General features: G+C 43.4%; 12 protein-coding genes. 8 read left to right on the top strand and 4 right to left on the bottom strand.

The window, feature by feature from the left end; translation table 11 throughout:
• Positions 1 to 37: 37 nt before the first annotated feature.
• Both tadA and ACJJIC_RS18920 read left to right on the top strand, forming a co-directional pair.
• The gene (gene tadA / locus ACJJIC_RS18925) at positions 38 to 493 is read left to right on the top strand and encodes a tRNA adenosine(34) deaminase TadA (RefSeq protein WP_252084885.1); all 456 of its coding nucleotides are present in this window, start codon (positions 38 to 40) and stop codon (positions 491 to 493) included.
• A complete protein-coding gene (locus ACJJIC_RS18920) occupies positions 480 to 917 on the top strand; it encodes a potassium channel family protein (RefSeq protein WP_252084886.1) in 438 nt (145 codons plus the stop codon). The genes tadA and ACJJIC_RS18920 overlap by 14 nt, the downstream gene beginning before the upstream one ends.
• Positions 918 to 1,093: 176 nt before the next feature.
• Here the strand turns inward: ACJJIC_RS18920 and ACJJIC_RS18915 are convergent, their stop codons facing one another.
• Positions 1,094 to 2,065 (bottom strand): glycosyltransferase family 25 protein, encoded by a 972-nt coding sequence (locus ACJJIC_RS18915; RefSeq protein ID WP_444888256.1) that lies wholly within the window; start codon positions 2,063 to 2,065, stop codon positions 1,094 to 1,096.
• Positions 2,066 to 2,588: 523 nt separating this feature from the next.
• On the opposite strand from ACJJIC_RS18915, the gene ACJJIC_RS18910 reads away from it, so the two are divergent.
• Together ACJJIC_RS18910 and ACJJIC_RS18905 are read left to right on the top strand one after the other, a co-directional pair.
• Positions 2,589 to 3,788 (top strand): multidrug effflux MFS transporter, encoded by a 1,200-nt coding sequence (locus tag ACJJIC_RS18910; protein WP_445357650.1) that lies wholly within the window; start codon positions 2,589 to 2,591, stop codon positions 3,786 to 3,788.
• A 113-nt stretch (positions 3,789 to 3,901) separates the two neighbouring features.
• Positions 3,902 to 4,546: an SGNH/GDSL hydrolase family protein gene (locus ACJJIC_RS18905; protein WP_444885805.1), complete on the top strand. Its 645-nt coding sequence runs from the start codon at positions 3,902 to 3,904 to the stop codon at positions 4,544 to 4,546.
• 73 nt (positions 4,547 to 4,619) lie between these two features.
• Here ACJJIC_RS18905 and ACJJIC_RS18900 read toward each other — a convergent pair whose 3' ends face one another.
• Positions 4,620 to 5,123: a lactoylglutathione lyase family protein gene (locus ACJJIC_RS18900; protein WP_252084890.1), complete on the bottom strand. Its 504-nt coding sequence runs from the start codon at positions 5,121 to 5,123 to the stop codon at positions 4,620 to 4,622.
• A 93-nt stretch (positions 5,124 to 5,216) separates the two neighbouring features.
• Here ACJJIC_RS18900 and ACJJIC_RS18895 point away from each other — a divergent pair, with 93 nt between their 5' ends.
• Positions 5,217 to 6,086 carry a LysR family transcriptional regulator gene (locus ACJJIC_RS18895; RefSeq protein WP_445357649.1) on the top strand — a complete coding sequence of 290 codons (870 nt, stop codon included), beginning with the start codon at positions 5,217 to 5,219 and terminating at the stop codon, positions 6,084 to 6,086.
• A gap of 25 nt (positions 6,087 to 6,111) precedes the next feature.
• Positions 6,112 to 6,951: a nucleoside deaminase gene (locus ACJJIC_RS18890; protein WP_445357648.1), complete on the top strand. Its 840-nt coding sequence runs from the start codon at positions 6,112 to 6,114 to the stop codon at positions 6,949 to 6,951.
• A gap of 412 nt (positions 6,952 to 7,363) precedes the next feature.
• On the opposite strand, the gene ACJJIC_RS18885 is transcribed toward ACJJIC_RS18890, so the two are convergent.
• A complete protein-coding gene (locus ACJJIC_RS18885; protein ID WP_445357647.1) occupies positions 7,364 to 8,365 on the bottom strand; it encodes an AraC family transcriptional regulator ligand-binding domain-containing protein in 1,002 nt (333 codons plus the stop codon).
• Positions 8,366 to 9,225: 860 nt separating this feature from the next.
• On the opposite strand from ACJJIC_RS18885, the gene ACJJIC_RS18880 reads away from it, so the two are divergent.
• The gene (locus tag ACJJIC_RS18880; RefSeq protein WP_445357646.1) at positions 9,226 to 12,531 is read left to right on the top strand and encodes a DUF5060 domain-containing protein; all 3,306 of its coding nucleotides are present in this window, start codon (positions 9,226 to 9,228) and stop codon (positions 12,529 to 12,531) included.
• 155 nt (positions 12,532 to 12,686) lie between these two features.
• The gene (locus ACJJIC_RS18875; RefSeq protein WP_445357645.1) at positions 12,687 to 13,691 is read left to right on the top strand and encodes a hypothetical protein; all 1,005 of its coding nucleotides are present in this window, start codon (positions 12,687 to 12,689) and stop codon (positions 13,689 to 13,691) included.
• A 626-nt stretch (positions 13,692 to 14,317) separates the two neighbouring features.
• Here ACJJIC_RS18875 and ACJJIC_RS18870 read toward each other — a convergent pair.
• The gene (locus tag ACJJIC_RS18870; RefSeq protein ID WP_445357644.1) at positions 14,318 to 15,601 is read right to left on the bottom strand and encodes a CAP domain-containing protein; all 1,284 of its coding nucleotides are present in this window, start codon (positions 15,599 to 15,601) and stop codon (positions 14,318 to 14,320) included.
• Positions 15,602 to 16,005 lie beyond the last annotated feature (404 nt).

The following is a 16,005-nucleotide window of genomic DNA, read 5'->3' as shown; positions in this document are numbered from 1 at the left end:
GTTGGTACTCCCTGTAGTAGAGGTCTAAGAAAGAGTTATGGCGACACCTAAAGACTATGCGTTTATGCGCAGAGCCCTGGAATTAGCCGAGCTTGCCGCAGAGCGGGGAGAAGTACCGGTTGGGGCCGTATTGGTGCGGGAAGGTAAAATCATTGGCGAGGGCAGTAATCGCCCTATTGGCAACTGTGACCCCAGTGCTCATGCGGAAATTGTCGCATTACGTCACGCGGCGGAGGCAGAGCAAAACTACCGCCTGCCAAATACCACGCTTTACGTCACTATCGAGCCCTGCACTATGTGTTTTGGAACCTTGATGCATGCGCGTGTTGGTCGTTTGGTTTTTGGTGCCAAAGAGCCACGTGCCGGCGTGGTGGAAAGCCAGCTGAAGCTTGGTGAAGCTGGTTTCTTCAATCATAAAATTTCTGTGGAGTCTGGTGTGATGGCTGAAGAGGCCGGGAGGCTGGTGCGCGAGTTTTTCCATGATCGACGCTGAATTGGCTTTTGCCTTTGCGGTGAACAGCATCATTGTTGCTATTGTGGTGCTGATTCATCATGAAGTCCTCAATGCTTTGGTGCACCTGGGGCGCTGGCTACCGGTGCGGCACAACTTTGCCATAGTGTTGGGGGTGTTTGGTGCCCTTTTGGCTCACGTAGCGGAAATCTGGCTCTTCGCCTACGGCTATTACTTTATGGTGAATTCGCCTTACTTCGGCACACTAGAAGGTAATTTCAACGGCAGCCTGCTTGATTGTGCGTATTTCTCATTTACCACTTATACCTCCCTTGGCTTTGGCGATATTGAGCCTTTGGGGCATCTACGCTTCACTGCTGGCTTAGAGGCTTTAACGGGGTTGGTCATGATTACCTGGACGGCCTCTTTCATGTTTTTAAAAATGCAGCGCTATTGGGATATCTAGGGAGCCACTGAATAATTCCATAAGATCTATGCGGGCCTTGTGGAGTGTTCACACTATGCGTTGTGTTCTCTTGAAAGGTCTTAGATATTTGTGCAAAGCCACTTTTTGATAGAGAACGGCTCTGAAACCCAGAGGCATCACGGAATTATTCAGAGGCGCCCTGGTTATCTCTTGAATTAGAGTTTCATTCGGGCAGTGCGCCCTGGGCGTTTCTTTGGTTTCTCTGCTGGGTAAAAATCGCCTTTAAAACGATACAGGTAGCTATGTCTTTCAATACTGCGCCACAGCTTGCCAAAAGGGTGTAGCCAATAAAGCCAACGGGCCACCTTGGCCTTGTGGACGTTAGATTTTTCGATACTGGAAATGTGTTCGGTTTCCCATAGTAGATGGGGCTCGATACCATAAAGCTTCAGATCAAACTGCCAAAAGTGATCAAAGACCTTATCGATAGGCTCGAAAATCCGCCTGGCATACCTCAGAACCTTTTCCATTCCACAGCGATTGATCAAATAACCCTGGGCCCCGCACCAACCCCGCTCTGGGCGAACTAGCTTGTGCACACCATCATTGAGGGATCGGATAATTTTGCGCTTGCGTACTTTCAGGCCCATCAAACGAATCATTTCCACTTCTGGGGGCAATCGCTCCAGCTCCGCCAATACTCTGGCAAAGTCACCTTCCACTTGAACGTCATCCTCGAGGATACATACCCTTTGTAGACCGGCCTGATAAGCCTGACGAATAGCGCGAAGGTGAGCCAGATAACAACCGATCTCAGAACTTTTCAGCTCACATAAGTGACGCCAACGCGTGATGGCGTTACAGAGAACCTCATCGTCCTCAAGCTTGGGTATACCATTGCGCCCTTCAACGCCAGCGACTTGGCTGGCACGAAGGCGCTGAGATTTTAGGGTTCCCAGTAACCGATTTACAGTTTCGCCCTCTGGATACATTGTGATTACCCAACAGGGCGTGTGGGCAATAAACAAAGGGGTTTTTTGCTGCCGCCGGTTGAGTGCAGGCCGAGTGCGCAAAGGAATTTGTGGGGCAAAGCGGTGGCGAGAGCGCAGGGGCAAACGTTCGGCTTTTGCAGCCGCTAATGACCAACTGGGTACAGAGTGATTCCTGCGGCGTTTTTCTAGTGCCACAATTTCTGATTTCTCTGTAAACGGATAAAACCACCGATAGGAAACTGCAGTCTGGCTAGTGAGATATAGGATTCGAACATATTTCTACCCCATCATCAGGAGGGCTAAACAGGGTCAATAGGGGAGCGGACGCATAATTTCATCTATTTTTACCTAACCCCCAGCGTCTTGAACGCTATCCTCCTAGATCATCGCCATCCAAACTTTTGCCTTGGCTAATCTTAATGTCCGACTATCCGGTCGGTATAGGCTTTTAGGAAATGGTCAGTACTTCTGGGCGATAGAGCTTTTAGTTGCCACTGAATAACTGTGGGAATTGGGGAGTAAAAAGATTGCGAGGTTGAGCCGACTTTTGGGCTGTAAACGTTTGTGTTCGCATTTCTTATACCTAGGCAGGTATTCTGTACTGCAAGAGCGCTAGCTTGAATGAAATAAGAGAATTTACTCTGGAAGCATCAGGTTATTTCCTGATAGCGACATTTCGATTTTTTTGTATTTCCGAGCCTGATTTATTGGACATTCTATGAAGTTGAATTTTATTAAGATGGCACTCATTCTGGGCTTATTGAGCTGTGTTGGGCCTGTTGCTATTGATATGTATCTGCCGGCCCTACCGGATATCGCCCAGGATTTGGGAGCCCCTATAGAGGCTGCTCAGTACACCCTGATATCTTACTTTGTTGCTTTTGGGGTATGCCAACTATTTTATGGCCCCGCTTCGGACATGTTTGGTAGAAAGCCACCGCTGTATTTTGGATTGGTTCTTTTTACCTTGGCTTCTATCGGTTGTGCTCTGGCGCCCTCAATAGAGGCGCTGATCGCTCTAAGGTTTTTACAGGGCGTTGGTGCCGCTTCGGTGATGTCGATCCCCAGGGCAGTGATTCGAGATTATTACACTGGTACCCAGGCCACTCGCTTAATGACTACGGTGATGTTGGTTATTTCTATATCGCCGATGCTCGCCCCGCTGATAGGCAGTACCTTGATAGTCCCTTTTGGGTGGCGCAGTGTATTTTTACTGATTGCTTTGCTGACCCTGGCCAGCTTATTGCTGGCAGTAACCAGCTTGCCGGAGACCTTACATCATCATCACCGTGTACCATTTCGTTTAAATGCCATGCTTGGCGCTTTCTCGACATTGCTGCGCGACCCTGTGTATGTGGGTCTGACTAGCATCGGTGGTTTGGGTATCGCCAGCTTTTTTTCTTTCCTTGCCACGGCCTCTTTCCTGTACACCGATTTTTATGGGCTGACACCAACGGAGTTCAGCCTTGCTTTTGCCTTAAATGCGCTGGGTTTCTTTATCTCTAGTCAGTTTGCTGCAAACCTGGGGGCCCGTTTTGGTTCAGTGGCGGTGGTGAAGTGGGCTACTGCTGGTTTTGCCATCAGCTCTATGGTGATGTGTATGGTTGTGTTTTGGGGTTATGATCAATTTTTATTACTGGTGGCAATGTTGTTGACCTGTAATATATTCCTTGGGCTGGTTATTCCCACTTCCATGGTGTTATCTCTTGAAGAACATGGCCCCATTGCTGGTACTGCCGCAGCCCTGGGTGGCGCTTTACAAATGTTGCTCGGAGCATTGGCTATTGTTTTAACCAGTCTGGTTTTTGATGGCACGCCTTTGCCGTTAACGGCAGCTATTGCTGTTTGTGGTGTCAGTTCGTTGATTATTTCACGTCTAACTTTGCGGGGAATAGCGCATTTGGTGGTGCCATACTAGAGTTTAAATTTAGCTTGGGCTTACATTTCCTTAGGAGTTGGCCCCTTTGTCCATAAAGTTCGGGAATCTCTTTGTAAGTGAGTTCCCCAAATATAAGGAAGGAGGTCGGCAAGATGGATAATATTCTGGTTTATTCCGATAGTGTTTCCTGGGGCATCATTCCGGATACGCGACAGCGCATGACATTTGCCCAGCGTTGGCCTGGAGTTATGGAGTTCCACTTAAATGAAAATAAGCATAATGTACGAGTGATTGAAAATTGCCTGAATGGTCGCAAGACCGTTTGGGACGATCCATTTCGTGAGGGCCGGCGGGGTGTTGAGGGATTGGCACAGGTGATTGAAATGCACTCCCCATTGCATTGTGTAATCCTAATGTTGGGCACCAATGATTTCCAGGATACTCACGATAATAAAGCCAGTATGTCTGCCCAGGGGGTGGCTAAGCTAGTCTCCGTAATTCGCAGTGCACCTATCGAGCCGGGTATGCCAGTACCTAAGGTTCTAATTGTTGCTCCCCTAACGATCAACAATCCTTGCGGCATTATTGGCTATAAATTTACTGGTGCGAAAAAACGCTGTGAAGGTTTCCCGCAGGAGCTGGAAAAAGTCTCTAACGATCTGGGTACCTTATTTCTGGATGCAAATAGGTGGGTCAAAGTCAGTGAACGGGATGGTATTCATTTAGACGAGGATCAACACTCGGTTTTAGGCAAGGTGATTGCTGATTTCCTCTCAGACAATAAAGTCTTGCACTAGCAATACAAACTGCCAGCGATCAACCAAATGCTGATTATGGCACCGGAAGTACCGGTGCCGGTTCACTGTAGAATCAGTTGTAGGCACCGCTACTATAAATCAGTTCGTAACTGTGGCTGTATATTTCCAGAATATTGCCAAACGGATCTTCCATATAAATCATGCGATATGGCTTTTCTCCTGGATAGTAATATCTGGGTTTTGGCATACGCTTTTTACCACCAGCTGCGACAATTTTCTCTGCCAGTTCTTCCAGGTTCGGGTCCTGAACACAGAAGTGGAATACGCCGGTTTTCCAGTATTCGAAATTATCCTTTGGGTTTTCCTGGTTGGGAAATTGGAATAGTTCCACACCGATACGATCGCCGGTGGAAAGGTGAGCGATGCGGAAACTACCCCACTTGGCTCCAAAGACATCGGTACACATCTCACCAATGGCGCTGTGATCTTCACTGATTTCCGTTGGTGGCATAATCAGGTACCAGCCCATGACCTCTGTGTAGAACTTAACGGCAGCTTCCAAGTCAGGCACTGAAATACCGATATGAGAAAAGTTTCTCGGATAAACACTCTTCATTAGTCACTCTCCAACAATTACTTTCGCATAAGTTACTGTGCCCAGATCATTACGTATAATTATGATTTGTAATTTTTTTGAGTAACTTTTGTAATGATTAACCCTGTGTGGCTGCGTAGTTTCTGTACTTTGGTGGAGCTAGGTAGCTTTACCAAAACGGCGCAGCACCTGCATATGACCCAATCTGGCGTTAGTCAACACTTACGCCGCCTGGAAGACTTCCTTGGGTTGGCGCTGATCCATCGGCAGGGGAAACAATTCACCCTGACCGAGGCAGGCGAAAAGCTATACCTAGAGGCACAAGATATCGTCGAATCCCTATCTACATTGGGTCAACGACTTGGCGAAGATCCAGCTTATGAGGGACAAGTGAGTATTCAATCCCCAGGTAGTGTGGGTCTAAAGCTCTATCCAAAATTACTGGACCTGCAAAGAGAACACCCGAAACTGACCATAGACTATCGTTTTGCTCCTAATCAGGCTGTGGAAGAATCCATACTTGGTTATAAGGCAGACATTGGGTTTGTAACTAATCCGTCAACAATGGCGGAGATAGCGAGTCAGCCAGTAGGCAGTGAAGAATTACTGCTTGTGACCCCTGCGTCAGTCAAGAAGTTGAGTTGGAGGGTGTTGCTAGAGTTGGGTTATATCGGTCACCCAGATGGTGCTCATCAAGCGGGCTTGTTACTGGGGGCAAATTTCTCAGAATTCCAGCATGTAGATATGTTTAAACTCAAGGGATTTTGTAACCAAATTGGCCTGATCTTGGAACCGGTCAGTATGGGCTTGGGTTTTACGGTATTACCCGCTCATGCAGTCAATGCCTTTCATAATTTTGCGCAAATTAAGCCTCATCGCTTGGCGAACTCCATCACTGAGACTTTATTTCTAATTACACGTCGCCACAAGGCGTTACCGGCGCGGGTAAAAACTGTGGTTGCTTTAGCTAGGGAGTGGCTTTAAACCGTTAGAATACTTCGGACATTTTATGTTGCGTTTTATTTGCTGGTTATATTTTGGGATTATTGCCATGGGTGCTCAGGCTGAGTTGCCGCCCAGCTCAGTTGTTCAGCAGGAGAAAGACGAGATACTCATGCTGCTTGCTTACTCGGTAGCTTACCTTGATTGGGTGGAGCCAAAAGAAAAACAGAAGCGCGGCTACAATATTGCGGCAGTCCTGTATGACAATGTGCAGGAAAAAATTATAGGAGTACAGCGCAATGCAGTTGGTTTGTGTCGAGATAAAACCCAACATGCTGAAGTGCGATTAATGCAGCAATGTATCGGCAGTAAATGTAGAGGGAAAGAGACTAATTACCTTAATGATACTACGATCTACAGCACTCTGGAGCCCTGTATGATGTGTGGAGGTATGATGATTTTTCTTGAGGTCTCTAGAGTTATATATGGCCAATCAGATCCGGATTTTGGGAAGAATATAGAAAGGCTGAAGCAGAGTTTTAAGTCTGATTGTAGATATAAATTTGAGTCGAAACCGCATGTGGAAAATGTTTGTAAAATAGAGGTTCCTGCAAATTATCGAGCTAGAAATATTTCTTCAGAGCCATCTAGTTTACTTCAGAGGGCCCAGCTTGAAGGGGCATTTTACAGTCATCGCTTATTGTTTAGCAGCACGATTACAGATTTTTTGATGAGTGCTGAAGCGAAGGGCATTTATCAGGCTGCCTACCAGCAATTAATGGATTTTAAACCTAAATACCAAGCGAATAATATTCTTCTATTGGAGAGCCAAAAGCAATTGAGGCAATTAGAAAGTGCTCCGGGAGATATTGATCGGTGTTTAGTGGGGGAGGTACATCGCCACTAATATTGTTAAATGTGAGCCTTTATATTTAGGGGTGGTTAATTTCCTTTATTGATGGTAATCATTAGTGGTTTGAAAATTCCTGATTTTTGTTGCTTCTAGGTGGCTTAATTGTGTTTGATTCGACTTATGAAGATGCTGGCGTTCTCCAGAGTTTCATAAATAGAAGATTGGTCCTAGGCTCACTCTTAAAATTTCAGTTGAAAAAAACATGATCTGAAAAGTTCCATAGGAGTTGTCGGAGAATAGATGGTTGAATTTCTGGGGGCGAGCAATATAGATCGAATGACATCTATAAGCTCGCTGGCAGTATTTTCGTGGGCTGTAGAATTAACAGTTAGAGTTTAAATAAGATTGTCTTGGTTGGTAGTGTGTTGATTTTTTCTTTTATTTATTTTTTATTTGATAGGGTTGATCAAATGTTTTTCCAGCGTTTGTAGGATTCTTCGTACGCTATAATTGTTGAGAACCCTAATTCTTTTGCGACTTGTAACTTGTCCATGGACTGGATATCCAGTGAATTCAGTTTTTCTCTCCGGGCTAAATCCAATAAACGTCTAAAAGATGTATTTTGTGCATTTAGGCGAATCTGTAAGGAGCGCTTATTAATTTGCAGTATGTCTGCCAAGAAATCCAGGTTGGCTGCACCCTCTGATAAATAATCTTTGATAATATCTTTACATCGATTGGGTAATGATTCATCTGACTTCATCTTCTGGAGCTGCTTCTTTGCAGTGAGCTTATTAAAGTCAAGGGAGGTTTTTCCTGGGCTACATAGTTGTTTATCAAGAATGGAGTTATCAAAGCTAATGCAATTTTTTTTATGCCCAAATTCAATGGGAATATTAATTAAGGAGGAGGCATTATTCATTAATTCGGAATTATGATGAGCAAAGTGAATAACCGGATGGCAGCTTTCATAATCGACAACAATATCTGAAATCAGCTTAAAAATGACTCCAATATTCAATTCAACTTGTTGTGTGGTGAGAGGCGAAAAGCTAGGAATTAAAATATCAAAGCTGGAGCGTTCATTCCCCTCACTGAATAACCCTTGATAGCCTTGTGTGCCCAGTTGTTGGAATTGCGTACCGAGGCTAACAAGATGTCTGACAGTAGGGCAAGCCATTAAGACATGAGCAAATGCTTGGATGCTGGAAATTGACACATCTAGACCAGTACGAAACGCTATGGTGTTATCACTGAAGTAGTCGGATACCTCTTGAAGTGCTTGTCCAGTCAGCCTCACTGGTACACGATGTTGTAGGTTTTGAAACTCAGAGTAATGATCACCATATATATTCTTTAACTTATCTTTTGGAAACCCTAGGTGTTGCCAGTATAGTACGTGACGATAAGTGGAAGTTGCCAAGCCTGTTGGCTCAGAAGCATAAAGTTCCTGGTTATTGGTAGTCATACTGATTTTTTTTGTACTGCTAATAATCTATGAAATTGGTCGCCAAATGACAAATAAATTATTTTAGTGAATTTCTTAAGTTAATGTATAAAGCGACGCCATTATAGTATGAGTTTAACACTTAAAGTGTGATTTTGAACCAGTTTTTTTGACTGACGATTTGGGTTTGGTGAGATTAAATTCCTCCAGTACTTACAAAGTATAATTTTTACTACGCTGGCGGTAACGCTTCCAATTTTAGTTGATCCTTGCGGAGCAGTTGGTGTTCCAATTTGTCTAGTCTGCGGAGATATAAATTAAAAATGGTTTAATATATATCGGGAGTTAAAATAAAAGCGCTATCGTAATATCGCGCGAAAGCTTTTAATATGATCTGAATCTATAAATTATCGGGTTAAGTAATCTCTTCTATCGTAACAGATAATTTTCTCGTAGGTGTATATTTTGAATGAGGTATAGCATCGTCCAGATTTCCCGCTCCGTCGAATAATTTCTTAGCACTGTTCATCTTTTTCTCACTATTTTATCTTGTTGGAGCCAATGGTTCTTTTGGTTCTATTCGGAATCTTTTTGTCGGTTTGTTGGTTGGCTTAAGGATTTGATAAGGGTAATTCTAATGCTATTAAAGTGAAGGTGGATCAAAACCTTCTTGTTTGAGAAAAATGAAAAAAAATAGTTTTTTTCGCCAATCTATAAGCTGTGGAACTAGTCCTGATTACATGTGACTGAATTCACGGTAGGTATGTATCTGAGCGATTTAGTATCTGGCCAGTGCTGCATGCTGTAGCCAATTTCTATATGCCTATTAAATCCTGTAATTAGTAAATAATTGTTTACTTCTAAAGTAGAGAAAACTGGAAATGAATAACAGTAGCTTGCCTTTGGCACTTCTGATTACCGCCACATTGGCTGGTTGTGGTGGCGACTCGTCGTCTGGGGAATCTGATAATGAGAGCCCGCCTCCTTCGATAGGTTCTGATATAACGGACCCTGGGAATGGATTAGCAATATCGTCTTTCACTCTGGTCAATTCACAGGGCAACTCGGATATTTTTTCACTTACCGATGGTGCAGAGATATATCTAAGCCAGGTTGGAAGCCAGTTAAATATTAGGGCAAATAGTGATCAGGCAGAGAGTGTAATATTTGAGTTGGCAGGGGCTCAGACGCACAATATGACTGAAAATGTCTCGCCCTATGCTCTATTTGGTGATGATCAGGGTGATTTTAATCATTGGACCCCCGCAGTTGGAACTTACACCCTTACCGCAACACCTTATTCTCTGGATGATGGGGCAGGCACTGCCGGAACCAGTGCCTCAATTACATTTACTGTAAAGCAGAATGATGGAACCGATCCTACAGATCCAGACCCAGATCCAACAGATCCTCCGGGTCCAGTTGACCCGGATGATATCGGCCATAGTGAACATTGTACTGTTTCCGGTACGCTGGAAAAGTGGCACCGTATAACGATCACTTGTGATGATTTGTATGCATCAGAAAATGATGATGCTACGTTTACCGATTATCGATATAACGTGATCTTTACACAAGGTGACTTGTCTTACACAGTGCCTGGACATTTCGCCGCTGATGGCAATTCAGCAAATACAGGTGCAACTGAAGGAACTAAGTGGCGTGCCTATTTTTCACCGCCAACTTCAGGTAAATGGTTCTTCGATATATCTATGAGACAAGGGAGCCAGGTTGCGGTTGATCTAGATACAAATGCAGGTAATGCTATTTCATTTGATGGTGAAAGTGGTTATTTCCCAGTATTACAATCCACAGCACCTGAGCTTGATATGAGGAGTAAGGGATTACTGGTACATAAAAAAGGAACCCGCTACTTGCAGCATCTGGGGGATAAGTCGGTATATATAGAAGGTGGAATGGATAGCCCTGAAAATATTTTTGGTTATTCAAGCTTTGATAATACAGAAAAACACTATAACGTAAATTCCTGCAAAGGCATATTACATAGTTTTGAGCCCCACCTTGGTGATTGGAATAATGGAGACCCTACCTGGAAAGATGGTAAAGGAAAAAGCCTTATTGGTTTAGTGAATTATATAGCTGAAAAAAATGTCAACGCAATTTATATCATGGCAAACACCGAGAGTGGTGATGGTTGCGATGCTCATCCTTGGACGGTATATGATGGTAACCATCGGGCTTTTGATGTCAGCAAATTAGACCAGTGGGAAGTCGCAATGGATCACATGACCAGTAAAGGCATGCTGATTCACTTTATGACGCAGGAAACAGAGAATAATAAAGTTCTGAATAACGGTAATTTAGGGCTTGAACGTAAATTATATTACCGGGAGATGATTTCCCGCTTTGGACATCACCCGGCGCTACAATGGAATATGGGTGAGGAGAGCACTCTTAGCCAAGAGCAACACAAGGCAATCGCTAAATATTTAAAGGATGTAGACCCCTACGATCATCCCACCCTGCTCCATACGTATGGTGGCCAATGGGATCAGCACTATCGGCCATTGTTGGGAAATAGTAATTTTAATGGACCGAGTATTCAAATTGATAATATTCCTAGCGATGCGAACCATCGCAATGCCCCTTATCAGATGAGTAGAAAGTGGCTGACTGAATCCCAGAATAATAACCATCTTTGGTATGTTACTTTCACTGAAGCTTCCGGCGGGCAAGCGCCTGTGCCCCATTCTGAGGTTACCCAAGTTCAGAGGGTCAACTGGATGTGGGGCAGTGTTATGGGAGGTGGTGCAGGATTTGAGTGGTATTTAAAAAATCCTAATTCCGGCCACGCGTATGACTTAGCGGTAGAGAACTTAAGGGAGTTTGACAACCATTGGGAGCAAACTGGTCACTTTGTTAAATTCTTTAACGATATTTTGCAAAATCAACTTGAAGTTAATCTACACAGTTTGAATGTGGATAATGAAGTAACTTCAACCAATAACGATTGGGTGCTTTCAGATAGCGGTAATGTTTATCTAGTTTACTTGCGTGAAGGTGGCACAACGAATATAGAGATTCCAAATGAGGATACCTATAAGGTTTACTGGTTCAATCCAAGAAGCGGCCAGTTGACAACGGGTAATCAACTTGACGGAATAGGTACTCATAGTATTGGCACTGCCCCAACAGAAGCTAATCAGGACTGGGCAGTGGTCATCAAAGCGGAAGGTATAAATAGCAATGTTCACCCAGATATTGTAAAAGTTCTACCAATTAACCCTAATGATGTTTTACTCGAACCTCAAACTAATTGGATGGATAGTTATTCTATTGGGGATCAATGTTTTTGTGAGTCAACTTTTGACCACAATATTGCCGATATTATGGTTTCGACCGACCATGGAACAATAACGGTTAAAGAAGCTTGTGACCTAATTGGCCCGGGCCCAGGATCGGCTGGCCGTCCCAAATACAATGATATTCAGTGTGGTAACGGCCCGGCAAATGATGCCGGTGATGAAAACTACTGTCCCGGCCGTGTGGATATAGGTAAAGAAGGATGTGGTCATATCGGTCCGATTTGGAATTTTGACAAGTTAAATCCAGATCAACCTGAAGGTGACTACACGGAACAAAACGGCCTGGTAATTATGGAGGCTGAAAATACCTACTCAAATCTAGGTGAATGGATCAAGAAAAATGATATTGGCGGCCATACAGGGAGCAGTTATCTTGAGTTTAATGGTAATACGCCACTAAACGGCCCACCTAAATCTCCCTTGGAGTACACTTTCAATATAACAAAAAGTGGTTTGTACTATTTGCATCTGCACGCTGCGAAAGAAAACTTGGTGTATGAGGGTGAGTTTCGTACAGACCTAGCAAATGACGCTTACTTTCGACTTGAAGGAAATTATGAGGCGGGACCTAATGCTGGGAATAGTCATGGTAAAGATGCTCCTCTGGAACTATTAAAAAAAGATACAAAGTTCTTTGGTGGAGAACATAATAAATTCATCTGGGAATCTGGCAATAAATTTGATCCTGGTGGTCATGATAATAAACGTGTCGCCGTTTATAAGCTAAAAGCAGGCGAATCGTATAAGCTGGTGATGTCAGGCCGTTCACAGAAATTTAAGGTAGATAGAATAGTTTTCCGGCATATTGATGTTTCTAAATCTGATGCCGAGAATATAAATAATCCAGAAACCGTTGAGTAGTAACTGCCTCAGTGAGAGCCATGGATGGCTCTTTCGCTTGGAGTAGAATAGTTTTCAATTGCGGTCTACTTCATTGCTAAAGGCAGTAATTAGGGCTATATGAGGTTTGGCTCCCCATGGATCATTAGATTGTTAAAGTACACTATTGGTGAATAATGAAATTTCAAATAATAAAAAAATTATTTTGGCTGTCGATTGCTTTTAATTCTGCCCAGGTTCAAGCTTTCGAGCCAAAGTCGGATTTTTCGGTGAATTTGGAGCGGGTTCGGTATTGCCAGGAATTTTGGTGCCTCAAACAAGACACCCTATCTGAGTATCGAGCCTGGGAGATAGAGGGCGTTAGTAATAGCCGTCAGCTTCATACTCAGATTGCTAGAGTGCAAAACCCAGCACGCGATGATGTAAAAAACTTAGTATTTATTGCTGCAGGACAACAGCCACCAGGAAATGGTGCAGAAAGTTCTGTGACAGGCCAGAGGTCTGGCTATAAAAAAGACTGTGGAGTACTAAAGAGATCTTGCTCTCGCAGTATAGATGGACGTTCACTTGCTCGACAGTTGCTAGATTCAGAGCATTTTCCAACAGATGAGACCTTCTTGGCGATTGCTTTTGATACACAATTTAACCAGATGATTAGTGGTAATGAGAAGTCTCGTATAGAAAAGGCATACCTCAGTTGGCTAAAGTCAAAGGCTTATGCCTCCAATCTAGAGACTATTTACTTGGCGGGCTCTTCTCGTGGTGGTTGTCTCGTTATGAGATTGGCGAAAGCTATACGAGCTGATCCCGATTTTCGTAATATACGAACTGTTGTACACAGTTTTGATGGTGTTTGTAAATGGACCCAAAATGAGTTGGGAGTAACTTCTTCATTCCATCGTAATCCCATGAATTCTAGTTACTTAAGCTATTACACTGATCTCAATACACAATTTCCTTACAAAGATAATTTATATCTTAGGCAGTTGACTGGTGGGGCTGAGGTCATTGAATTATCTGGGGTTCACTCTTTTGCTTATACAGCTCAAGATACTGACCTAGGGTGGTATTCACAGAGATGGGTAAATTTGGATCATACGAGTATCGGTCGAGATATGAGTCAGGATGTGAGGAATCAAACAATAGTACCTTTCTTACAGCACTTAGATGACGTGCTTTAGTTTATTTTATCCTCTTATCTTAAAGTGTTAGTAGTACTAAACCCCTGCCATGATAACTACATTGAGGTAGTTATCATGGAGGCTACCTTCTTTTCTAAGGGGCCTCAATAATTCGGATCAAATCTAATAGTATTCGGTTATCAGTCAAGGCTATGATAGATCATGCACCAAGTCACCTTTGCCGAAGCAGGATACCGTTTGAAGCGTCCTAAAACCCGCAGGGAAAATTCCTTTCTCAAATGGATGGCCTCCTCCCATGGCATAGGCTGGAAGCCCATATAGCTCCCTCTTACCCATCGGATAAGGAAAATCTACCGTATTCTACAGAGATCCTTTAGAGCCGCCATAAAGAGTTCTGACTATGGAAAAGCTAAAACTATGGTCCTCTATGACAGATAAAATAGTTATTAGTAGTTAGAGATCGGTGAGTTAATAAGTCATATCATCAAGGTACGCATTGAGCCAATTTATATTGGCTGCAATTTTTATTACGAAGAACAACTCTTGAGACTCTTACTAGGGCCTGCCTACACTCATTATTCTAACTACGATAATTGAAGTAGGTAGACCCTAATAACCTTCTTAGTCCCTTGAGTCATCAAGTGCTATATTAGGACCTTGTAAACTTAATCAATAATTACATCCAGAAATGCTGGCTGACTTCTTTGATCAGCATGATCCACAGCAATTATTTTATATCTATAATTTTTTTCCTGACCTAAATCAGAGTCACTGTAGGTCAAGTGGCGAGTTTTACCTACAAACTCCTCATCTCGGAAAATCTTATAGTGATGTGTGCCACCATTTTTAATGGCTTCATTCCATGATAATATTACTTTTCCTTCAGAGTATTTATATTTGAACCCTGTTACCTGGGGGGGAACACCCTCATTATCGTAAAAGCTACAAGGTACTATATCTCTGCCCAAGCCATCGGTACACTGATCTACATTCTTGTTTCTTTTTTCTGAGGCATTCCAATCTTTGGCTATCCCTCCTGTACACATGTTATCAACACAGTAGGGAAGGTCGTAGTTTTGGCACGTTCTACAGGTTTCATATCCCCAGCCATTGGTGAAAGGAATACGTCGGCTCTTATCTAATGAGGGGAAGTAATTACATACCACCACATGTGCGCCATCGTTATAGGCAGGGTTACTAGAACCAATAATGCTATCGCATTCCGCTACAGCACAGCCAACATAACGGGTTTCTCCATGGCATACCTGGGCCCAATGGCCACATGTTTCCGCATGACAGAATTCATTATCCCAGTCATACCCATAGCTTTCATCATACCAAGATTTAACTGAGCCGGCCCAGGTCTCGGCAGCATACTGCGATGCCGGTGGATTAAAAATATTAATTGAAACATTTTCTCCGATTTCAATACTGCCAGCGGGCAATACAAAAGATACTTCACCTTTAACTTTTTCAAATGCCTCTCTAATACCGGTTGCCTCATTTAAGTGACCAAAATAGCAGGCTGATGCTCTTTCTTTGGCCATTTTTGCCAAAGCATCATCCCAAAAAAGGGTCTGCATATTACCGGCAGATTCTGGGCCGTTACCTTCTCCAGATTCACCCTTCGCGCATCTCTCCCGGTACTCATTGTGAGTGTCTAACATGATACGTTTTTGTTCCAAAGAGAGTTCAAAGGAACCATCTTCACCGGGATCGGGATCGGGATCGGGATCGGGATCGGGATCGGGATCGGGATCGGGATCAGGGTCGGGATCAGGGTCGGGATCAGGGTCGGGATCAGGACTGGGATTTTGGTTCATCCCTCCATCATCACTAACCTCAGGAGTGCCTTTATTGTCATTGTCGGAACCACCCCCGCCACCTGAACAGGCAGCCAGGAGGGCGGATAAACAGATAGCTGTTATTAGTTTGAAGGAATCATTCATATCAGACCCACTTTACACGTTGTACTTTTATAAAATCGAGCGAATTATAGAGAGGCATTTCCGTTATTCTGTGAAGCGTGACATGTATTTTATTGCAATATGATTGATGGTTTATGGACTGTTGAGAAGGTAAATTAATTAGTGAAAAATTTATTTATTTTTCGTTTTTTAATCTTGATGCTTGATTTTTTTAATAGTGGAAAGTGAAACAGCATGATATTTATTGAATGACGCCCTAGAGTAAATTTACTTTAAATAGCCCGGATTTCTCTTGAGGCTGTTGGGCCGGAATCTCAAGGTGAGTTGTAGCTGCGATTAAAACAAATATGGACTAGTAGCGATCACTCAGTAAAAGTTTCAGTCGGTTTTCAATGAAAGTTGCTCCAGATCTTCGGTAGGTTGAT

Source organism: Microbulbifer mixtoriginis (SeqCode), from assembly GCF_052468275.1.
Note: the sequence above shows the minus strand (reverse complement) of the source record. Positions and strands in the feature narration are given on the sequence as shown.